We start from the raw sequence: 21709 nt of genomic DNA, 5'->3' as shown, positions 1-21709 counted from the left end.
CCCCGCTAAGTTGCCATACTAGTTGCCACAGCCACCCTGATACTGCCCAGCGCATTTTGCACCTGTACATGGCCGGGCTTGATGGACTTGCCCTCCACGGCCATCAGCCGAATTTGTTTGCTGCTGCCGGGGGCCAGGTGAAAATAATTATCGTCCGGCAACAGACCAGGAACTTGTATCACGACCGCCTGGGCCAGTTTTTGTGTACTCAAATGCAGGAGATGATTGCCATCCGCATCCATACTGCAATGTGCCTGCAAACCCAGATCTGCCTGCGGAGGAAATTGCTGCCCCGACGGAAAATGAAAATCTGTCGCGCATGCCTGCTCTTCGCCGGTTCGGTACAAGGCCGCTTGCACCACATCATGTCCGGCTGGCCCAAAACGATAGGCGTAACTGGTATCGACAAAATGCGGCAAGAGCGCATAGTCCGACACTTTGATTGCGGCATGCGCCGCCACTTGCACGGCAATACGGCCATGGGCTACACGGGTCTCGGCGTGACGATACAGATTCAGTTCCAGTTCGCCTTCGAATTCCAGCGGGCCGTCATTGATGACATGCAGTGCCAGGCCATTCAAACCTTCATCGGTGATGAACACCGTCAGCGCAGCCATGGCGCGCTTCAGATAATAATAGGCCGCCTTGGGTTTGCCATGAGCATCAATAATGCCCCAGCCCGCACCTGGTCTTAAATCGCGCCAGAACCAGATCAGGGCACCATGGCAAGTCGAACCTGCCCTGCGCCATTCAGCCATGGTGCTGGCCATGACTACACCAGTCGTAGTACGTGCTAAAGCCAGATAGCGCTCACGGTCGGCATAACGCAGGCTGGCAGGGTTCACTTTATAGAGCTCAGCCATATAGTGATCGCGGACATCTTCAAAATCCCAGCCTGTGCCATTGTCACGCGGTATACCCTGCTTCCACGCCGGATAGGAGCCTGGTGTTTCGCCATTCTTCAACATGCCATCGATCAGATCGTCGTCAGGCATATTCGAGAAACCCAGGCATTCCGAAGTAAAGCGTATAGCGCTGCGGCGCGCATCATCGAGTGGCCGTAAATAAGCACCAACACCAAAATAATGGGCGACACCTGTATCAAGCTGGAAAGGCATGACACCGCCACTGGGGCTGGATGGCCAGTACTGCACATCGGGTCTGTATTGTTCACATAGCGCAGGCAGTGTCTCGGCAAAAAATGTATTGCGCCACAGTTCAGCAGGCTGGCCCAGCATGGCGGCCTGCTGCTCGACTTCGCTATTCCCGCAGACGACGGCGATGCAGGGCGAGGCTTGAGTACGCTGCAGGAATTGCTGCACTTCTGTCGTTATGCTGGCAGTAAATACAGCATCGGTGACAGGGTAATCCATATTCGCGAACATGCAGTCCTGCCAGAGCAGGATGCCGAGTTCATCGCATAGCTGATAAAACGCATCAGTCTCATACACCATGGTGCCGACAACCCGCAGCATATTCATGCCAGCGTCGCGCGCCAGCGTCAGCATCTGGCGTAAATCCTTGCCCTCATTTTGCAATGAGATCATGTCTACCGGTGTCCAGCAAGCGCCGCGGCAAAATACGGGTACATTATTCACATGCAAATTGAAATCGCCATCGCGCTGATCGACTTTTACTTGTCGAAAACCGGTATGACCAAGATTGATAGTTTGCACGCCATCACTAGAACTGACCTTCAATTCCAGCGCATACAAGGCCGCATCACCATGGGTATGCGGCCACCATTTCCTGACGTCAGGCAGCTGGCACAGACCATGAATACGATATTGCTGCTCGCCCAGGTCTTGCCAATCCAGGGCAGATTCCTGTTCACCAATATTGATGGTACAGGCGGTCAATGCCTGCGTACTTTGCACCAGCAATTCGATTTTGCACTGTCCATCTTCACCATCCAGTTTGCTGCTGATGTTCCTGCTGCTGATACGCAGAGGGCTTTGCAATTCCAGCAGGATGGGTCTATATGGTCCCACCGGCGCTACTGGTGGTGACCAGCCTGGCATGCGGCCCAGCAAACTGGTGCGTACCCAGCGCAATTGCTGTTGTTCGACCAGACGGGTTTTCCAGCGCGGGCGGGGGCGGCGTTGTGCCAGTACGGTATTCAATGCCAGGAAACGCAGACTCAAGCGCCCCTTGCCAATGACAGCAAGTGCAGCCAGATCCAGACTATGGGCGATGAACATATTCTCGCTTTGCAGGATGAGGCTGTCATTCCAGTAAACTTCAGCATGGGTAGCGAGGCCTTCAAAATGCAGCCAGGCTGCATCCGCAGGTAAATCCAGATCGCAAAAATACCAGACATCAAGCGCATCGAAATTATCTTTGCCATATTCAAACTGCCCGGCAGCGCGCAAGCCACTGGCAATGGTGCCTGGCACTTGCGCTGGTAATGTAGATAACAACGCAGATGACAATGTAGATGGCAAGGAAAATGGTAATAAGACACTGCCACTGGCAACTTGAGTGACTTGCCAGTCAGTAGTCAGCGGGATGAGTATTTTTTCAGCCATGGATGCAATATCACCCGACAGCCAGGCTGGCGTCCAGCGCCGCCATGCCTTGCTGCCAGTGCGCAGCCAGTTGTTCCAGCAACGGTGCCAGGTCCACGGCTTTTTTGCCCATGACGGCCCTGGCGGTTTTCAGTAGCAAGGTCTTGGTGATTTCGGAAATGCTGTCAAATTCTATCGCTGCCTGTTCAAACTGCAAGGGCTGGTGTTGCTGCAGCCAGCGCAGGTAATGCGCACCCAGGCTAAAGCCCGCACCGAGTTGGCGCAGACAGGCAAAAGCATAGGCATGATAGGCCACCATGCCCTCTTCTTTCAATTGCTCTACATCGCTGATAAAGACAGCCTGGAACAGGCTGACAGGATTGCTGCGCGGGCGTCTGGCCAGGTATTTGCGCAAGAGTGGCAAAGAAATCGCTGCCAGTTCTGCATCTGTTTTTTTCTGCACATGATCGAGACGCACGAACTCGGCAAACAGCGGCATGAACGTCGCATCATGCGGCTTGCCTATCCTGAAGGTTTCGACAAAATCTTCGCCCTGCAATTCGTGATAGCTGCTGTTATGGAAGTAACCGAGCTTTTGCTGCTCGAGGTCAATTTCCTGTATGGCGATGGTGGTCTTGACGTGGTTCGCGCGATAATCTGTGCCTGCCGTATCCGGCAGGTAAAATGAATCTGTCTCTGTCAGCACCAGGCGGCCACGACCTAGCTGTACTGTGGCATTGCTGAGCAAGCCACGCCAGACATTGAGTTCTTGTACGTCTATGCCATACAGGGCAAACAAGTCTTCATGCGGTGGTTTGTAAAACGTCCATTGATCACCATCAAAATCATTGGCAAACACCATGGGCAGGCAGGCCAGCGGGTTGAGGCCCTGGGCATGCAAGACTTCTATCCAGACATCGATATAACAATTGGTTTCTGCCCAGGCCCTGTCAGCACCATGCAGGGCATGTGGCTGATAGTCGCTGGCAATAATCGGGCTTAACGCGTGCAAGCTCATGAGCACATCATGACCACAATAAATCGCGGGTTGCCTGCGGCCAGTGCTCGGTTTGCATGCCATGGGTCTTGAACAGGGCCATGACGATGCGCTCGAGACCAAAGCCCAGGCAGGCGGTATGAGCAAGCTCGCCATTTTGCTGGTAAATCTCAAACAGCTTGCCGAAATGGTCCTGGTGATAATTAAAGGAGCAAACCGCCGTGGGTTTGGCTTCAGAGATCACGGGCACCAGCACTTCAAACTTCAATTGCTGCTCACGCTGATTGGCGGCCAGCATGCGGCCACCGCGCCCAAAGAAGGGGTCAGAAGCAACATCAGAATGTGCAGGCAAACCCAGGGATTTTAAAATATCCAGGCCGCGCTGCAACCAGGTGTCACGCCAGACCACCACCATGTCGGGCGTACCGACACGGACAAATTCACGCACGCGGAAAGATTGCATGCGGGTAGGTTCTGGTGAAGGCTCATTCCTGAATACCCAGTTTTGCATATCCACCAGACGGCCCTCAGCAGGAATAGTACCAGTAAAGCTGGGGTAGACCGGATAGCAGGCAGCTGGCGTCAAACAGACTGCCGTCATGGTTTGCAGATGGGTCCAGGGACGACCTTCATGGACATTTTCTATGAGCTCCTTGTGCTGGGCTTCATTGCCGGTAAAACTGAAGATGGTGCCCGCCAGTTGCGGAAAGGAATCCAGGTATTCGCTACGCTCCAGCACCTTGCGGTCCAGGCAGGGCGGGAAAGACATTTTGACCGCGCCATCATTGGCAGCCACGCGACTGACATAATCATCGAAGCGGCGTAACACGTCTTCAAATACCGGGCCACGACCAAAAATGCCTTGCACACCTACGGGGATGATGTGGCCAGCAGCAACCAGGTCATCGGTCAGGCCTTCTGGAGAAAAATCGATGGACATGTTCAACCCTTCCTAGTCGTCTTTGAGTACCAGCAGCAAATTGGCATTGGTGGCCAGGATGCGGTCATTGCCCACCATGATGGCGGCTGAATGTGCATCACGCAGATGGCGACTCATGCTGAACTTGCTATCATTTTTATAGCCCAGTATGCCGCAAATGGACAAGGCCTTGGTCACAATTTGTGGCAGGGCCTGGGTTGCATCTATCTTGAGATTATTCATCTTCAGCGAATAGCCCATGGAAGTCAGGATACCGACTGCTGCATCATCGGCAACTGACAAGGCTTCATATTCAGTCAGACAGGCTTGCACTGAGGTGCGCAGGCTTTGCATCATGCTGACCAGTTCTGCCAGGCGCAAAGCTGTCGGTGGCACGGTGCCGGGATTGGCACGTGCCTGCCCACGCACAAAGGCCCTGGCCTTGTTGACTGCTGCGGCGGCGCAGCCCATCCAGCAACCACCCCATAACAGATGCGATACCGGCACCACGGTTTGTGCCGACATATCGCCAAATGGCACATCGATAATCTGTGCGACGTCACCAGCAGCGGTCATGAGGAAGGGCGGGCTGCAAGTGCCGCGCATGCCCATGGTGTCCCAGCCACCTTTTTGTTCCAGCGTGTAATCGGCCTTGCGCACCAGTACCAGTGACTGGTCGCTATGAGCGGCATCGGGGTTCCGTCTGGCTGTCACCAGCAAATCATCGGCCTGGGCACCGTAGGAAATCGTGGTGGCATCCTTGATCAGTTTGAAGCGCTGGCCATCCACTTCGACCGCACAATGACTGCGACGCATTTCACCACCCACGCCTACCTCGGAAGTCACCGAGGCAATCAGGTATTGATGTTCTACCAGCTCGCGCAAATAATTCTGATACCAGGCATTATCCTGGGCATGCCTGACTATGCTGATAACCTGTATCTGGTGCATGGCATAGATCATCGCTGTGGCTGCGCATTCACGTGCCAGGATTTCCACGATCTCCACCAGCTCTGTCAAACTCAGACCCGCCCCACCCAGCGCCACTGGTACATAGGCACTTAAGAGTTTCTCTCGCTTGAGCGCCGTGACAGCTTCCAGCGGGAAACGCGCTTCCTGATCAACGGCATTGGCGTGCGGAGCGGCAAATTCTTTGGCGACCAGCCTGGCCGCCAGTATCATGGCTGAGGGGGCTGAGGTATCCATATCAGGCCGTCAATTCTTCTATGGCTGCGTGAATGGCATTAATGCTTTCAAACACACTGCGCTTGAGCATGCGGTCAGGGAACTCCAGGTCAAAAGCATCTTCCAGAGCCAGCATGACATTCACGCTGGCATGCGATGTCATGCCAGCTTCATACAGGTCGGCATCATCAGCCAGGCTATCGATATCGGCAGAAAATTTGCCATGTTCCTTCAATACCTGACGTATCTGTTCTTTGCTCATAATGACCTTTCTTATGGATTTTTTTGACCGACAAATGCTTGTTCAAGAACACGGACGCACAGGCATAGCAATGCCATCCGGGCAGGCAGATAACTTCATGCTTTAAGATTAACAGCATAGCCGAATGCCAACAAAAGCGAAGTTAAATTTGGTTAAGTTTGTTTGCGTTGCAGCAAGCAGAAAGTACTGGAGAAATGCGCAGGAAATGTTGCCCCCAGGCCAGTGAATCTGGTCCTGAGGGCAAATGCATGAGGTGGCCTGACAGGCGAAAAAGAGGGTCTTACTTGGTACGTACGATCAAGCCACTATTGGCATCTTCCTTATACGCATAGGCTACCTTGCCGCGCCGGATTTCCCCTATGAAAAGCATGTTCCTGGCAATGGCTTCATGGTCGTTTTTGGAGAATGGTTTCTTATAGCGCGAGATGACGGTAGAGGTAGTGTCATACTTCATGTCTTCCAGCGCCAGTTTGATCTTGTCGCCATCCGTGGTATTGGCCTGCATCAGGGCCAAAGTCAGTATCCTGAGGGCGTCATAAGTCTGCGCCGCAGCCACCGCCGAGGGAATGGATTTAACATTATTTATGCGGAAGTAATTGAGTACGAAATCATTGCTGCGGTTGCTGGCATCATTTTCTATGAAAGTCACAGGCATGCGTACACCTTCGGCATTATTGCCAGCCAGTTCGGCAAAGCTGCGCTGCGACAAGGTCCAGGAACCTGCCATAGGTACATTGAGTTTAATCTTGCTCATGCTGTTGGCGACCATGGCACCTTCTGAACCCAGACAATACACCACCACCACCTGCGCCCCACCCTGCTTGGCCTTGGCCAGTTGCGCGGTCATATCCTGATCACCGACCTTAAAACTTTCCAGTGCCACAGGGGTTATTTTGCGACGCTGCAATTCTGCCATCAGGTTTTCTTTACCATACATGCCGTAGGGGCTGTCATCATGCAAGATGGCGATTTGCGTCAGTTTGCGTTTGTCGATGACATCGCTCAGGATGACCGAAGGCTGCAGATTGTCGCTGGCCGCCAGGCGGAACACATAACTCTCGGGAATTGCCGGTGGCATATATTGCTTGGTGATGGCTGCCCCGGTGGCAGCTGTGATGATGAGGGGTTTTTTACTATCCTGGAATACCTTGGCGGCTTGCAAGGCCACGCCCGTATTGGCAAAACCAATGACGGCGACGACTTTTTCCTTATCCACCAGTTCTTTGGCCATCGCCACGCCCAGCTCGGGCTTGGCCTGGTCATCACGCTCTACCAGTTCTATGCGCCTGCCCATGACACCACCGATCTGGTTAATGTCCTGCAAGAACACCCTGGCCCCACCACGGATGCTCTCGCCCATATCAATAGAAGATTTGCCAGTGAATGGCCCTATGATGCCTATACGTATCGTTCCCTCTTCTGCATACGAAGAAAGGGGTAGCGTCAACGCCAATAAGAGCCCGGTCAAGAGTCGGGGAAGGGCTTGCATGAATTTGTCTCCAGAATATATTGTTAATAAGCAATAGTTTGCACCAGCTTTAGGCATTTGATATGAGATTTTCACGCTTACTTACACTTTACTTACACTTTTATTACATATTAATTGTATTTTTCATAGCAGACTTGCCTGAAATTACGAGAAATGGCACAGTAATGCTGGCTGCGCGCTGTCTGCCCCCTCATGCTTTCTAAAAGGATGCCCTCGTGTTCCCTGCTCATCTCCTTCATCAGGCGGCAGAACTGATCACCCAGGCTGACAGCCTGGTGATTGCTGCTGGCGCTGGCATGGGCGTAGATTCGGGCTTGCCTGATTTTCGTGGCAGCGAGGGTTTCTGGCAGGCTTATCCGGCACTGGGCCAGCAAGCCATCCCTTTTTATGAAATTGCCAATCCAGCCGCTTTTCGTCGCCGCCCACAACAGGCCTGGGGTTTCTATGGGCACAGGCTGGCGCTTTATCGTCAAATACGGCCACATGCAGGTTTTGACATCCTCAGACAATGGGGGGCCGCCAAGAGCCATGGCCTGAGTGTCTACACCAGCAATGTCGATGGGCATTTCCAGCAAGCGGGCATGCAGGACACACAAGTCCATGAATGCCATGGCTCCATCCATTATCTACAATGCCTGTTACCCTGCCGTGACAGTATCTGGCAAGCAGATCAGTTTAGTCCGCAAGTCGATGAAGTCAATTGCCAGTTATTGAATGCCCTGCCTACCTGCCCGCATTGCGGTGGCATGGCCAGGCCCAATATCCTGATGTTTGATGATGCAGACTGGAATGCCCACAGGCAGCAGCAACAGGCGGCACGTCAGAACAGCTGGTTTGGCCAGATACGCCAGCCCCTGGTGATAGAACTGGGTGCAGGTACTGCCATACCCAGCGTGCGCAATTTCAGCCAGCGCGTGATTGCGCATTTTGGCGGACGCTTGCTGCGTATCAATTTACGCGAGTCACAAGTGCCGTATGTCCAGGATGTGGGCCTGGCCATGGGAGCGCTGGAAGCACTGACAGCAATCCAGGCCGTGCTGGAAACTTAGTTTCAGGCGATTTGCCTGCCATCTCGCCATGCCGCAATCACCACAGGCAACTGCCCCAGCATGCGCACGCGTATGAAATCCGCTTTCAAACCGACTGCAATTTCTCCCCTGTCCTCCAGCCCCAGGGCCCTGGCCGGTGTGCGGCTGACGGTGGCAATCGCCTTGGGCAAGTCATAGCCATCTTCCTGCAACAGGAAAGCGGCTTGTAACAGGCTGGCCGGTACATAGTCGGAAGACAGGATATCGAGCAAATCATGCCTGGCCAATTCACCCGCAGAGACATTGCCCGAGTGTGAGCCGCCGCGCACGCGATTGGGTGCGCCCATGACGATGGCCAGGCCTTGCTGCCTGGCAGTTTGCGCTGCCAGCAAGCTGGTAGGGAATTCTGAAATACTGACCCCCTCTGCCACGCCTTCATGCACATGCTCAGCGGTCGTATCATCATGCGAAGCCAAAGGAATGGGGTGGGCATGCTGCTGGCAAGCCTGTATCACCAGCCAACGGTTTTCAGCCACATGACGCTGCTGGCGTTCCAGCAAAAGGCCCAGCATCTTATCGACCTTCTGTTCACTCCAGCCGCGCTTGCCCGTCACATACACGCGATAATGACTAAGATCGGTCCACTGGCGCTGGCCAGGCGTATGGTCCATCAGGGAAACCAGCTTCAGTCTGTCATCCTGCAAGAAGGGGCTGAACATGGCCAGCAAATCCGGCTCGGCCAGCTCCAGGCGCATATGCAATAAGTGCTGGGCACGCAATAAACCTGCCTGTTCTGCCTTGCGCAAACCAGCAACGCAGGGCTGCAGGGTTTGCATGCGCACACTGTCAGGGTCAATATCCCCGACAGCAATGGCATCGAGCACCGTGGTGATACCTGCAGCAACGATCTGCGCATCATGCGCCAGTATGGCTGGCATGACAGGCCAGTGCACCTTGGGACGTGGCATCAAGTGCTTTTCCAGGTTATCGGTATGCACTTCCACCAGGCCAGGCAATAAATAGTCACCTTGCCAGTCTTCTCCAGCCAATCCGGCAACACCCTCGCCCAATTCTGTGATCCTGCCCTGGCTGACCTGCATGGAGCCCGTCAAGACCTCATCGGCACGGACTATGCGGGCGTTGCGTATTGTTAACAAGCTATCTGGAATTGTAGAGGCGTCAGATGAGAAATTCATGATGATGAAAAAACGGTAGGGATGTCGTCACCTTAGCATGTTTTGCCCATGAACCAGCAAGCTCCAAGACCCTGCGGGACGTTCCAGCAAACATGACAAGAAAACAGCTGACTATCTTAAATAATGTTATTGAGCAATATAATTTTACATTTTTTACTAAATCTTGTTTTGCCGGGAAGCTTGAATTTCATACTTTGTCTTGTACCATGACTGTTAGAGTCGATTAGCAAAAAGCATAAACTCAGAATGTAAATCACATAATAACGGGTGGAAAATATGATGCGAAAAGCAATTGGTGGCATGGCTGCCGCGATGTGCCTGACCCTGCCCCTGCTGGCAGAAGCAGGCGATACTTTAGGCAAGATACGTAAAACCCAGACCCTGGTGATAGGCATACGCGAAACCGCGCCTTTTTCTTATACCGATGAAAACAAGCAGCCTCTCGGCTACTCGGTAGATCTGTGCCTGAAAGTGGCAGAGGCCATCAAAAAAGAACTCAAAATGCCCGCCATGAAAGTACAGTTCTTCCCCGTCGATTCTGCCACACGCTTCAGCGCCTTGCTGGACGACAAGATAGATCTGGAATGCGGCAGTACCACCAATAATGCAGAAAGACGCAAGAAGGTCGCGTTCACCATACCGCATTTCTTTTCCAGCGTACGCGCCCTGGTCAAAGCAGACAGCGGCATCAAGAACTGGCCACAATTGCGCAACCGCACTGTCGTGACGACCAAGAGCACTACCACCGTCAAATTGCTGACCGACAGGAATGACACCAGCTCACTGAACATCAAACTGACAGAAGGTAATAGCGATCAGGATTCATTCAGGATGGTGGAAGAAGGCAAGGCTGATGCCTTCCCCATGGATGATGTCTTGCTGTACAGCTTGCGCGCTGAAGCCAAGTCACCGGCCGCCTTTGCCATCGTCGGCGACCCTTTGTCGATAGAACCCTATTCCATCATGATGCGCAAGGATGATCCCGGCTTCAAGAAAGTCGTCGATACCGAAATGCTGAGGATGATACATGAGGGTGAAATCTATCGTATCTACGAAAAATGGTTTACCAAACCAATACCACCGAAGAACATCAACATGAATATGTCCATGGGCTTCTTGCTCAGGGATTCCTTGCGCTTCCCTACGGATCAGGTTGCTGACTGATCTACGGTAAAAACAGGCATGACAAGATATGCCCTGTATTTTGCGCCCGAAGCCAGATGGTGGCAGCGAGGCAGTAACTGGCTGGGGCATGATGCAGCCAGCGGCCAGTTACTAGCACAGCCCGCTATTGCAAGCCTGGATGCAGGCTTGCAGCTGCAACTGACCAGCGACGCACGTCGCTATGGTTTTCATGCCACGCTGAAAGCACCTTTCCAGCTTGCTGATGGTATGAGCGAGGCTGACTTGCGCCAGGCCCTGCAAGAATTTTGCGTACAGCAAAGCGTCATCCAGATAAACGCGCCAGAGGTGCAATGGATGGGTAAATTCCTGGCCTTGCGAGCTACTGGCGACCAGACTGCGCTGAACGATTTTGCCTTTGCCTGCGTGCGCCACTTCGATCATTTTCGTGCGCCCATGAGTGAGGCTGAACTGGCACGCCGTCAAAAAATGCCATTGTCCGCCCGACAAAATGAATTGCTGCTGGAATGGGCTTATCCGTATACGGCAGAAGAATTCCGCTTCCATATGACACTGACTGACAGGATGGATGCAGGAGCAATTGCAGACAGTCTGCATGCTGCCGCCATCCAGTATTTCAGTCTGCCAGAACCCTTGGTCATTGATGGCATTGCCCTGTTTATAGAGCCTGAAGCTGGCGCAGATTTTGAGCTAGTGGCGCGCTTTCCATTTGGCTAAATCGCGAATATCTCCTTCACATTGCGTATCTGGCGACATGCTCTGCCAATAAGGCCAGCGCATGGCGTACCTTGGCAGGCTGCTCATCACGACGCGGCGTAATCGCATGCATCACCAGGTCAGGCAATTTCCAATCCGGTAAAACCGCTACCAGGCTGCCATTCGCCAAAGCCTGGTGGTCATCTTCACTGACTGCAATGCTGATCCCCCAGCCAGCTACACACAGCGCATGCAGAGCAGTGACCTGGGTAGCCCTGATTCTGACTGGCAGCTTCATTTCGATTTTGGATTTATCTGGCCCGGACAATTGCAAATGACGGGTAGGTGCGCCACCCAGCCAGACATGTTGCTCCAGGTCCTGAGGATGCTGCGGCCAGCCATGCTCATTCAAATAAGAAGGCGCTGCGCATAACTGGGCAGGCATGCTGCCCAGCTTGCGCGCGACCAGGCTGGAATCAGGCAAATTACCTACCCTCAGCGCGATGTCTATACGTTCATCAATCAGATCGACCACGGCATCATCCACCAGCAAACACAAACTCAGCTTCGGATATTTTTGCAGCGGTGCCAGCGCTTGCGCCAGCATGCCACCAAAGCCTATCGGTGCGGCGATACGCAATTCCCCCTGCGGCTCATCCCTGTGGCGGGCCAGCGCTTGCTCGGCAGAACGGGCAGCAGCCACCATGGCGGCGCAGCCTTCAAAGTAGCGCGCACCCGCTTCTGTCAGCGTCAGCTTGCGGGTTGAACGATGTAGTAGCGACAAACCGAGTTCAGCCTCCAGCGCCCGCAAATGCTGGCTGACTGCAGACGGTGTCATACCCAGCTTGCGGGCGGCACTGGTCAGCGAACCTGCGGTAACGACCTCGGCAAACAGGGCCATGCGTTTGTACTGTTCCATCTCCACTCCAGATAAATCATTGATTTGTTAGCATAGCTTCACAGTGTTATTGAATTTTACTATCTATTCAAGAAATCATTAAGTATTCACACTATTTATCACAAACTAAACATACACACAAAGGAGTTTCAAATGAAAATCGCATTAATTGGCGGCACCGGTTTTGTAGGCACACCTGTTTTGGCAGAATTGCTGAGCCGCGGTCATGCAGTCACCCTGCTGGCACGTACCCCATCCAAAGTAGCAGCGCAAGCCGGTCTTACCGTAGTAAAGGCGGACATACTGGATGCAGCACAGGTGACACAGGCGGTAGCGGGGCAAGATGCCGTAGTCAGCGCCTACAACCCTGGCTGGGGCGAAGCGCAAATCCATGATCTGTTCTTGCAGGGCACGCAAGCCATCTTTACTGGCATCAAACAGGCAGGCGTCAAGCGTTTGCTGGTGGTGGGTGGTGCAGGCAGCCTGTTCGTGGCACCTGGCGTGCAACTAGTGGATGTGCCTGAATTCCCGGCGGAATACAAACAAGGCGCACTGGCCGCGCGAGAAGCCCTGAACCTCATCAAGAAAGAAGACACGCTGGAATGGAGCTTCCTGTCACCACCGATAGGCCTGGCACCTGGCGAGCGTAGCGGGCAATACCGGGTAGGTGCTGACAATCTGCTGCCGGGCGTTGCCGGTGCACATGCAGGTATTTCTGTACAAGACCTGGCTGTCGCTATCGCGGATGAACTGGAAACACCGAAACATATACAGAAGCGCTTCACCGTCGCCAATTAATTTTCTTTTGATTGCCTATCATGCCCATCATACCCAACGCCATGTCGACTACACCAGCATCAGTGAGTGCCAAAGTTGCTGACAACACTCAGCGCAAATTTTTATATGCCGTCACTGCGCTGGGGCTCGGTGCATTCGCGATAGGCACTGGTGAATTCGCCATGATGGGCTTGCTACCAGAAGTAGCTAAAGACCTGGCAGTATCCATACCAAAGGCTGGCCATGTCGTCAGTGCCTATGCCTTTGGTGTGGTCATCGGCGCCCCTATGTTTGCCGTGCTGACAGCCAGCTGGCCACGCCGGACTTTGCTGATCGCCCTCATATTGTTGTTCGCAGCAGGTAATTTTGCCGTGACGCTGACTAACGACTTCCTCTCGCTGAATATCCTGCGCTTTATCGCAGGCCTGCCGCACGGAGCCTACTTTGGTGTCGCCACGCTAGTTGCCGCCAATATGGTAACGCCAGACAAACGTGCGACTGCAGTGGGGCTGGTCATCCTGGGCCTGACTAGTTCTACCCTGCTTGGCGTACCCGCAGCAACCTGGCTGGGGCAGGCATGGGGCTGGCAGGCTGCTTATGTTTTTGTCGCCTCGCTGGCGGTAATCAGCAGCGTGGCTGTGTATTTCGCCGTACCGGATGTGGCCGCAGCGAAAAACGCAAATCCCGGAAGTGAGCTTGCTGCGCTGGCCAACAAGCAGGTCTGGTTGACGCTGGGTATAGGCGCGGTCGGATTTGGTGGCATGTTTGCTGTGTTCAGCTATATCAAACCCATACTTACAGAAGTAACGAAACTGTCTGCTGGCGTCATCCCTTTGATACTGTCACTGTTTGGCGTTGGTATGGTGGTGGGCAGCATGCTGGGAGCACGTCTGGCAGACAAAAATCTGCTGCGTTCTATTGCTGTCCTGCTGCTGTGGAATGCTGTGGTTTTAGGTGGTGTTTCTTTCGCGATGAGCTACACAATATCAGCAATCATCTGGGTATTTTTGCTCGGTACCCTGGTCGCTATCGGCCCTGCCTTGCAGATACGATTGATGGACGTGGCAGGTGAAGCGCAAACCCTGGCTGCGGCCCTGAATCATTCTGCTTTCAATGTCGCCAATGCACTTGGCGCATGGCTGGGTGGTGCAGTCATCACGATGGGATACGGCTGGACCTCCACCGGCTGGCTGGGTGCATTGCTGGCGCTGGGTGGGCTGGCTGTCTTTGGATTGTCGATCAAAAATTGAGATGAGAAAATAAGCGCAGTATTCAGCCACCTCAAAAGCAGTCTACAATGAGAACAGAGAAATGGCATACAGTCCGGCTCGCTATTTTCAAGGAGAGTGCACATGTCCATCACACCAGAGCAATTACAGGATTTAATGAGGGAAGTAGAGAAGGAAGATCCCATCGATTTTGCTGACCTGCCCTTCGAAGAAGATGAGCTGCGCGCCATCACTGCTCAGCATTTGTGTGACATGGCAGATGCGATGGAAAACTTCAGCAATGAAGACAGACAAGTCACCTTGCTGGCAGTTGCGGCAAAGCTGGTGCTGGAAAACCTGGTCTTGCATGTGCAGTTATTGCGCCAGCATGACATACCGCTGAGCCAGCAAGTCAGCAGTCTTTTGCAAAACATCAAAAAGAAATAAAACCACCCATCATTAAACCGCATGCCAGAATCCACACTCGCTGATACCAGACCAGCACGCCAGTTCCTGCTCATCCCCGGCTTCATGTGTGATGCCAGTTTATGGAAATTCATGTTGCCCGGGTTGGAGCAACTGGGACAGGTGCATTTCGCCGATTTGAATGAGGGAAACAGCATAGAGGATATGGCGGCACGCCTGCTCCCGGCATTGCCTGACAAGGCCATCATTATCGGTTTTTCTCTGGGGGGCTATGTAGCGCGTCATCTGACATGGTTGGCGCTTCAGCAAGACAAAGCGATAAGTGGCATGGTTTTACTGAACACCTCAGGACGCGCCAGCACAGCAGATGAAGACAATAAAAACCGTCAGCAAATCAAGCTGCTGGAACACTATCCCTACAAGGGCCAGACCATGACAGCCCTGCGCCGCGCCCTGCACCCTGAGCGTCAGGATGATGCTGTCATGCTGGCACATTTGCAGGCCATGTCACTGGCGCTTGGCAAGCAGGTCTTTTTGCAGCAACTGTCCATAGTTCGTGTAGATGGTCATCATGAACTCACTGAAATTGCCTGCCCTGCCCTCGTCGTCGCCAGCAGGAATGACCAGATGCGCAGTCTTGCAGAATCAGAAAAACTGGCGCATGGATTACCAGATGCCACACTGCATATCGTCGAAGATTGCGGCCACATGTCGCCACTGGAAAAAGCACCAGAACTCATCACCACATTGCATGGCTGGCTGCAGCAGCATGCAATTTGAGTCTCAATTATGGCAGCCAGACTGGCGCATGTTGCCCAAGTGTAGGTGCGGGCAATGCAAAATGCGCGGGTGTCAGGCTCATTTTTTCTACCGGCGCAATCGCCTGCATCTCGCCAAAACCTGAACTGGATGTCTGCAAGAACACAGCGATTTCTTCTGGCCGTAGTTCTGCAGCATCTTCCTGTAAACCACGTCTTGGCATGGCTTGCAACCAGCGGCCAGTCTGTGCCAGCGATACCCTGACTTGCCAGCTGCCGCCTTCAACAGCACGTTTTTGAAGGGCCAGCATGGTCGCATACGCCAGCAAATAAGCAGTTGCATGATCAAGTGCCTGGAAGGGTAGCTTGCCTGGCGCTGCATTGCCTGCCGCCTGGCCTTCGGCATCGGCAATGCCGCTGGTAGATTGCACCAGGCTGTCAAAACCACGCCGGTTTGCCCAGGGGCCGACATGGCCATAGGCAGACAAGCTGACGTAGATCAAGCCAGGCTTGAGTGCACACAGTTCTTCAACAGAACAACCTAGCTGTGACAAGGCCCCGGGTCGATAAGCCTGTATGAAAACGTCTGCACCACGTATCAGCTCATGCAATTTTTGTCGCCCCTCAACATTACGCAAATCCAATTGCGCCGAGCGTTTGCCACGGCCAGTATCCATCACCAGGGGCATGATATTGGGCAGGTGTGCGGCACTAATCGCGAGCACATCCGCTCCATGTTGTGCCAGCGTACGTGCCCCTACAGGCGCTGCAATGACTCTGGATAAATCCAGCACACGTACACCGCTTAGTGGGCGCAAGGAGGTTTGTCCACCAACTTGCTCCAATGGTATGACAGGACCATCGGCTATCTTCCTGACTTCAAACAGCGGCAATTCAGCAATGGCCTGGGCCTGTGGATGCGCCTGCCACTCCTGCCCGGTACGTATCATGGCAGCACACATATCGGCATCGGCCAGCACCTGCTCCAGCTCTGCCGCCTGCCAGCCAGCAATGGCCCTGGCAACTGCGGCGCGCTCTTCTGTGCATTGCAAGATGGCCAGTACGCCATCGCGGTGATGCGGGAAGTTGGTATGCAATTGTATCCAGCGACCATCGCCCGCCTGATAATAACCGGCGATCTTGCTCCAGGGGTCATCGGCTGCTTTGCCATTGATACTGAGGTAACGGTCGCTTTTGAACATGGCCAGAGCATGACGCCTGTCCACAGTGATTTCTTGCGCAGCACCACCGCGGGCCTGCCATAGTTGCGCAGCCATCAGGGCTTGCACGGCTATGCTGGCCGATGCCACATCACCGACCGCAAAAGTAGATGGTAATTGTGCATTGTCGCCAGTGAATCTCAATTGCTGTAAAGCCTCAGGCTCACCACCACCCGCATGCCATAAAGACGCCAATAAAGTTTCTGCCGACATCATGCTCTCCCCAAAAATTTCAAACTGGCGCACAATGCGCTGATCTGACTTTCTACGATTGCAGTCTAGGATCTGCATTGCCCTGTGGTCAATCTTGATTCTGCCTATCAATATAAATTTATCGTGAATTTATCGTGAATAACACCCTCACTGCCAGAGAAGCAGCCGCTTTGCTAGGCATCAGCCTGCCTACCTTGTATTCCTATGTCAGCCGTGGCTTGCTGCAATCGCAGCAGCATCCGGGGCAAAAGGCGAAGCGTTATGCGAAAGAAGAAGTCTTGCGCCTGCTGGCGCGCGCTAGCGACAACAAGCGGGCCGGTAGTGCTGCCGAATCGGCGATAGACTGGGGCTTGCCTGTACTCGAATCAAAAATTACTCAGGTTGCAAATGGCAAGCTGTATTACCGTGCTCATGCCGTCGATGAACTCGCAGTGACACATACGCTGGAACAGACTGCATGGGTTTTATGGGATAGCGAGGCAGGCCCTGATCTGCCCCAGACCTGTCTGACTGCATTGACCAGGCTATGGCCCACGCTGCCGGGCTTGACTGCGCATCTGTCGCCTTATGAAAGAGCCATCAGTATCTTGCCCCTGCTCGCCAGAACGGTGGAAGAAATACAGTACATCCATGCACATCAAAAAGCCATGCTGTGGATGCATCTGAGCGCCGCAGCACTCCTGGGTATAGCACCTGACTATCAGGCATTTCACCAAAAGCTCGCTGCTGCGTGGCAGTTAAATGCAGAACAAGCAGAACTGGTGCGCGCAGCCCTGGTCGTCAGCGCAGATCATGAATTGAATGTCTCCACTTTTACTGTGCGTTGTGTCGCTTCTGCCGGTGCCAACATGGGCATGGCTCTGGTGGCTGGACTGGCCGCGCTCTCCGGCCCCAAGCATGGCGGTGAGAGTTTGCGCGTCAGCCGGCTGTTGCGCGCTGCTTTGGCTGTTCCAGAAAATGATATCTCCAGTTTCCTGGCCAGGCATTTACGCAGTCATGATGCCAGCCATCATTTTTCACCGAGATTACCGGGCTTTGCTCATCCGCTTTATCCCGATGGTGACCCACGTGGTGCACTGTTGATGAAGATGCTGGATAGAGAAAAGCATGCGTCCTTGTTTGTCGTGGCCGAGATAGCAGAAGACCTGACAAGCCAAAAACTGAACATAGACTTTGGCCTGGTCGCCGTGGAAATCGCTTGTCAATTGCCGCCGGGTGCAGCCCAGATCCTGTTTGCACTGGGCCGCACAGCGGGCTGGCTAGCCCATGCCATGGAACAACTGGAAACTGGCCAGTTGATACGCCCACGGGCCAGGTATGTGGGCAAGTTTCCTGACACGGCAACAGATTGAATCAGCTTTCTACACTGGCTACATCTGGCTCATCTGGTGCATAAGCCAGGATATCGCCGGGCTGGCAAGCCAGCACTTGGCAGATTTTTTCCAGGGTATCAAAGCGTATCGCCTTGGCCTTGCCGGTCTTTAATACGGATAAATTTTGTGGTGTGATATCGACCAGTTCAGCCAGGGTATTCAAGCGCATCTTGCGCTGGGCCAGGACGACATCGAGATTGACAGTAATAGGCATAGCGTCCTCAGATGGTCAGTTCAGCTTCTTCATTGAGGTCTACACCAATTTCTAGAGACCAGAGCAGCAACAGGCAGATACATAGCCAGACAATTTGATCAAATGATTTAAAGAAAAAACCTTCGAGATTGCCTGTCATTCCATTCCAGGGATAGACATAACTCACAGCAGTCGACAACAATTCCACCAGGAACATGATAGCGACAAAGGCAAAGTTGATGTTAAAAGCTCTTTTTGCATGAAACACCGCCTGTTTGTTAAATATCTCTCCTTGCTGGAAACAAGTCAGTAGCTGTTTGATATGCATGAGCACCATTTCTATCATGCCAAAAAAGAATATGCAGCCAAGTACAGCAAGTACTTTTAACTCCACACTCAAGCCATCCATCAGGAAAGGGGCGATTCTACTACCGAGCGCCGCTGCCTTTGCGAGATAAGCAGGCACTGTCAAATCGCCAGTGCTTGAGCACACAATAATGGCAGTCAGGGTGATGCCACCCACCGCGACCAGGGCCATGGCGAGCACGGTGAGAAAGAGAAAGTATTTGCTGAGCTTACGAATATTGGTGATCCTGGCATGCTTCTGAACTTGCATTTGCAACTCCTTAGTGAATGAACTGATGGATATGAATCGATGTAGATTTTAAAGCATTTACATCGAAATACAATATTTATTTACTGTTTATCGATAAATAAATATCGCTTTTAGGTTAATAATATCAAAACCAGACACAAAAAAAGGGCTGCAAAAGCAGCCCTTAACAAAAAATACAAGTTCAAATCATATGCTTACCAGGCGTAAGCAGCTTTCGCATAGTAGTAACGGCCATTGAAGCCATAAGGTGAAAACGTGCTGTAAGGCAGAGTTCCGCCAGAATTCAAATTACCTGCTGTAGTCACCTGATCCGGGTATTTGTCAGTCAGATTATCGACACCGGCACTGATGGTCCATTTACCGAGTTTGACGCTGGCTGCCAGGTCCAGTACCACATTGGCGCTATAAGTCTGATCCAGGGTGACATTATTTTGCGGTGAGACAAAGCTGCCATAGCGTGTCGCCAGGCCATGGATATTCCAGTTACTGTAGGCATAGTCAGCCGCGATGCTGAATTTGTCTTTGGGTGTTGCCTCTGTGGCGCGGTTGATGGTTTGCCTGTCTATCAGCAAGAGATTGTTTTGCGTCAGAATTGCCGGATTGGCGGCGACATTTTTTACCGTCGTATCATTGTGATTATAGGCCAGGGTAAAGCCCAGTTTGTCAGTAGACGACAGGGGGATTTGATAAGAGCCAACCACGTCTACGCCGCGGGTCTTGGTATCCAGCGCATTGGTGAAATAGCGTGCCGCACCGACCAGGACGCCTTGCTTGGCCAGCACACTTTGCAGTGCAGTAGGCAAGACCAGATTGCCAGAATACAGGATGCGATTATCAATATCGATTTGATAGGCATCTATACTCAGGGTGGCATTCTTGCTCGGCTGCAGTACTGCACCCAGGCTGTAGTTACGCGATTTTTCTGCTTGCAGTGGTACTGCCCCCAGGGCTTTGGCAGCCGCCGTGGCAACACCAAATGTACCCGTATCCACCAGTTGCGATGTGCCATTGATGGTCAGCAGATTTGTCGTGGAGATGGTGTAATTCTGTTGCGCAAGTGAAGGTGCGCGGAAACCATTCGATGCAGCAGCGCGCAAGGCAAATTCTTTAGTGAATTCAAAACGGCCAGACAATTTGCCGGAAGTGACACTGCCAAAGTCGCTATAGTTCTCATGACGCAAGGCCAGCGAAGCACTGAGTTGCTTGGTCAGTTCAGCTTCTATATTGGCATAGATAGATGCGCTATGACGGCTGAAACTACCTGCATTGCTGGGCTGGAAACCAGAGAAGCCCTGGGCACCGCTACCAAAATAAGAATTCGCTTCACCCGCACCGATCTCGTATTGATCACGGCGGTATTCTGCACCTAGCGCCAGTGTCAATGGATTAGCCAAACCGGCAAATTCTATCTCCCTGGCTGCATCAAAATTTGCCAGGGTCTGGGTGTTTTTCAGCTTGCCTGCATAAAACCTGGTCGGGCTGGTGGCACCCAGACTGAGATTGACGGTATTGGTCACATCCAGGCTGAATTCACTGGAACCATAATTGAGGCTGGCATCCCAGCGCCAGCCATCGGTGCGGCCTTTGACGCCGCCGACTACCGACACATCCGTATTCACTGCCGCTTCATTGGGCAAGAAACCATTTGGATACAGCGGTGTGCGTAAAGTCGTGCCTGTGGTGTAGGCAGTACGCCAGGTTGCAGCAGCATCAGTATTGCGGCGGCTGTAATTGGCAAAGCCATACAGCTCTATGTCTGTGGTCAGCGCCAGCGCGGCATTCACACCCAGATTAGTCTGTTGCAGCTTGGGATCTCCCTGCACCTGATTGACTTTACCGTACAGAGGTTCTGCAGGATTACGGAAATCGGCACCGGCACGATTGGTTTCATTCTGGTTGCGCTGCTCTGCGGTAAAGCGCGCCCAGCCCTTGTCACCCAAGCTCGTGCCAAAGTTGGCGCTCAGGCTGGCCTGAGTACCATCACGTTTACTGTATTGACCTGTACCAGCTTGCACTTCACCGCCATCAGCACCTTTTTTGAGGATGATGTTGATAACACCAGCTATCGCATCTGAACCATATTGCGCTGCTGCGCCATCACGCAAGACTTCTATTTTTTCTATGGAACTAATGGGTATGGTATTCAAGTCAGCCGGTGAAGAACCACGCCCTGCCGTGCCATTCACATTCACCACAGCCGAGGTATGCCAGCGCTTGCCATTAACCAGCACCAGGGTCTGGTCAGGTGAGAGGCCACGCAATTGTGCCGGGCGGCTGGCTGATGTGCCATCTGCCACGGCTGGACGCGGGAAGTTCAAAGATGGCAGCAAACGGCTCAAGACCGCTGCCAGTTCACCAGAGCCCGTCGATTGCAGGTCTTTGGAAGTCAGAATATCAACCGGTGCTTCAGAATCAGACACGGTGCGCTTGATGCTGCGCGTACCCGTCACGATCACGGTATCAGACTGTGGCGGGATAATTTCCTGTGCCTGTGCAGACAGGGTAGATAAGGCAGACAGCAAGGCTGCCACCAGCAAGGCATTACGCCTTTTTGGCAAAAATAACGATGTTGTGGAATGCGTTGCGATGCTCATGCGGAATCTCT

General features: G+C 53.0%; 20 protein-coding genes. 8 read left to right on the top strand and 12 right to left on the bottom strand.

What is annotated here, in order from left to right; all coding sequences use genetic code 11:
* Positions 1-5: 5 nt before the first annotated feature.
* The 6 genes from ACO0LF_RS08275 to ACO0LF_RS08250 form a co-directional block, all read right to left on the bottom strand.
* Entirely contained in the window at positions 6-2528 is a 2523-nt protein-coding gene (locus ACO0LF_RS08275) for a glycoside hydrolase family 2 protein (protein ID WP_423013646.1), read from the bottom strand.
* Positions 2529-2538: 10 nt separating this feature from the next.
* Complete coding sequence (locus tag ACO0LF_RS08270) at positions 2539-3525, bottom strand: DUF1839 family protein (RefSeq protein WP_423013645.1); 987 nt, start codon at positions 3523-3525, stop codon at positions 2539-2541.
* Positions 3526-3532: 7 nt separating this feature from the next.
* Positions 3533-4444 carry an amino acid--[acyl-carrier-protein] ligase gene (locus ACO0LF_RS08265; protein ID WP_423005018.1) on the bottom strand — a complete coding sequence of 304 codons (912 nt, stop codon included), beginning with the start codon at positions 4442-4444 and terminating at the stop codon, positions 3533-3535.
* A 12-nt stretch (positions 4445-4456) separates the two neighbouring features.
* The gene (locus ACO0LF_RS08260) at positions 4457-5629 is read right to left on the bottom strand and encodes an acyl-CoA dehydrogenase family protein (protein ID WP_423013644.1); all 1173 of its coding nucleotides are present in this window, start codon (positions 5627-5629) and stop codon (positions 4457-4459) included.
* A gap of 1 nt (position 5630) precedes the next feature.
* Entirely contained in the window at positions 5631-5870 is a 240-nt protein-coding gene (locus ACO0LF_RS08255; protein ID WP_423013643.1) for an acyl carrier protein, read from the bottom strand.
* A 280-nt stretch (positions 5871-6150) separates the two neighbouring features.
* Complete coding sequence (locus ACO0LF_RS08250) at positions 6151-7359, bottom strand: ABC transporter substrate-binding protein (protein WP_423013642.1); 1209 nt, start codon at positions 7357-7359, stop codon at positions 6151-6153.
* 215 nt (positions 7360-7574) lie between these two features.
* On the opposite strand from ACO0LF_RS08250, the gene ACO0LF_RS08245 reads away from it, so the two are divergent.
* Positions 7575-8408, top strand: a complete 834-nt coding sequence (locus tag ACO0LF_RS08245; protein ID WP_423013641.1) for an SIR2 family NAD-dependent protein deacylase — start codon at positions 7575-7577, stop codon at positions 8406-8408.
* Between the two features lie 2 nt (positions 8409-8410).
* On the opposite strand, the gene ACO0LF_RS08240 is transcribed toward ACO0LF_RS08245, so the two are convergent.
* Positions 8411-9544, bottom strand: a complete 1134-nt coding sequence (locus tag ACO0LF_RS08240) for an alpha-D-ribose 1-methylphosphonate 5-triphosphate diphosphatase (protein ID WP_423013640.1) — start codon at positions 9542-9544, stop codon at positions 8411-8413.
* Between the two features lie 315 nt (positions 9545-9859).
* Between ACO0LF_RS08240 and ACO0LF_RS08235 the strand changes: the two genes are divergently transcribed.
* On the top strand, positions 9860-10747 hold the full coding sequence (locus tag ACO0LF_RS08235) for an amino acid ABC transporter substrate-binding protein (RefSeq protein ID WP_423013639.1): 888 nt from the start codon (positions 9860-9862) through the stop codon (positions 10745-10747).
* Positions 10748-10765: 18 nt separating this feature from the next.
* Positions 10766-11443 carry a DUF1045 domain-containing protein gene (locus tag ACO0LF_RS08230; protein ID WP_423013638.1) on the top strand — a complete coding sequence of 226 codons (678 nt, stop codon included), beginning with the start codon at positions 10766-10768 and terminating at the stop codon, positions 11441-11443.
* Between the two features lie 16 nt (positions 11444-11459).
* Here the strand turns inward: ACO0LF_RS08230 and ACO0LF_RS08225 are convergent, their stop codons facing one another.
* On the bottom strand, positions 11460-12341 hold the full coding sequence (locus ACO0LF_RS08225) for a LysR family transcriptional regulator (RefSeq protein ID WP_423013637.1): 882 nt from the start codon (positions 12339-12341) through the stop codon (positions 11460-11462).
* 132 nt (positions 12342-12473) lie between these two features.
* Between ACO0LF_RS08225 and ACO0LF_RS08220 the strand changes: the two genes are divergently transcribed.
* The 4 genes from ACO0LF_RS08220 to ACO0LF_RS08205 all read left to right on the top strand — a co-directional run bounded on the left by ACO0LF_RS08220 (position 12474) and on the right by ACO0LF_RS08205 (position 15511).
* Entirely contained in the window at positions 12474-13118 is a 645-nt protein-coding gene (locus tag ACO0LF_RS08220; RefSeq protein WP_423013636.1) for an NAD(P)-dependent oxidoreductase, read from the top strand.
* 20 nt (positions 13119-13138) lie between these two features.
* Complete coding sequence (locus ACO0LF_RS08215) at positions 13139-14347, top strand: MFS transporter (protein WP_423013635.1); 1209 nt, start codon at positions 13139-13141, stop codon at positions 14345-14347.
* A gap of 102 nt (positions 14348-14449) precedes the next feature.
* Entirely contained in the window at positions 14450-14752 is a 303-nt protein-coding gene (locus ACO0LF_RS08210; protein WP_423013634.1) for a hypothetical protein, read from the top strand.
* 21 nt (positions 14753-14773) lie between these two features.
* On the top strand, positions 14774-15511 hold the full coding sequence (locus ACO0LF_RS08205; RefSeq protein WP_423013633.1) for an alpha/beta fold hydrolase: 738 nt from the start codon (positions 14774-14776) through the stop codon (positions 15509-15511).
* A 7-nt stretch (positions 15512-15518) separates the two neighbouring features.
* On the opposite strand, the gene ACO0LF_RS08200 is transcribed toward ACO0LF_RS08205, so the two are convergent.
* Positions 15519-16925, bottom strand: coding sequence for a CoA transferase (locus ACO0LF_RS08200; protein WP_423013632.1), 1407 nt, complete (start codon positions 16923-16925; stop codon positions 15519-15521).
* Positions 16926-17056: 131 nt separating this feature from the next.
* Between ACO0LF_RS08200 and ACO0LF_RS08195 the strand changes: the two genes are divergently transcribed.
* Positions 17057-18274 carry a citrate/2-methylcitrate synthase gene (locus ACO0LF_RS08195; protein WP_423013631.1) on the top strand — a complete coding sequence of 406 codons (1218 nt, stop codon included), beginning with the start codon at positions 17057-17059 and terminating at the stop codon, positions 18272-18274.
* Position 18275: 1 nt separating this feature from the next.
* Here the strand turns inward: ACO0LF_RS08195 and ACO0LF_RS08190 are convergent, their stop codons facing one another.
* The 3 genes from ACO0LF_RS08190 to ACO0LF_RS08180 form a co-directional block, all read right to left on the bottom strand.
* Positions 18276-18509, bottom strand: coding sequence for a helix-turn-helix domain-containing protein (locus tag ACO0LF_RS08190; protein ID WP_423013630.1), 234 nt, complete (start codon positions 18507-18509; stop codon positions 18276-18278).
* A gap of 7 nt (positions 18510-18516) precedes the next feature.
* Complete coding sequence (locus ACO0LF_RS08185) at positions 18517-19104, bottom strand: DUF2975 domain-containing protein (protein WP_423013629.1); 588 nt, start codon at positions 19102-19104, stop codon at positions 18517-18519.
* 194 nt (positions 19105-19298) lie between these two features.
* Complete coding sequence (locus tag ACO0LF_RS08180) at positions 19299-21698, bottom strand: TonB-dependent receptor plug domain-containing protein (protein ID WP_423013628.1); 2400 nt, start codon at positions 21696-21698, stop codon at positions 19299-19301.
* Positions 21699-21709: the final 11 nt, after the last annotated feature.

Origin of the sequence: Undibacterium sp. Di27W (genome assembly GCF_049340345.1) — a bacterium.
Classification (GTDB): domain Bacteria; phylum Pseudomonadota; class Gammaproteobacteria; order Burkholderiales; family Burkholderiaceae_D; genus Undibacterium.
This window is presented reverse-complemented; position numbering and strand designations above follow the sequence as displayed.